The 245-nt window shown below is 50.6% G+C and carries 1 protein-coding gene; it reads right to left on the bottom strand.

Annotated features, from left to right (window positions below):
- The coding region (locus ACRBG0_RS27285; RefSeq protein ID WP_431489995.1) for a SprB repeat-containing protein at positions 1-245 on the bottom strand (245 nt) is incomplete at both ends.

The raw sequence follows: 245 nt of genomic DNA on the forward strand, positions 1-245 counted from the left end.
CAATTGTGCCTGTTGCTGATCCGTTACAATCAGCATCCGTCAGAACAGTAGCGTCAACGTCGATCTCTAAAGTCGTTGGCTCTTCAATTGTGAACGTTGCTTCATCCGTACAGCCTTGGTCGTCCGTAACAGTAACTGTGTACGTTCCTGCGGTCAAGCCACTGAGGTCTTCGCTCGTAGCGCCGGTATTCCACAAGTAAGTGTATGGTGCGGTGCCGCCAGAAACTACCAGATCAATTGTGCCT

This window comes from Lewinella sp. (assembly GCF_050633125.1).
Lineage (GTDB): Bacteria > Bacteroidota > Bacteroidia > Chitinophagales > Saprospiraceae > Lewinella.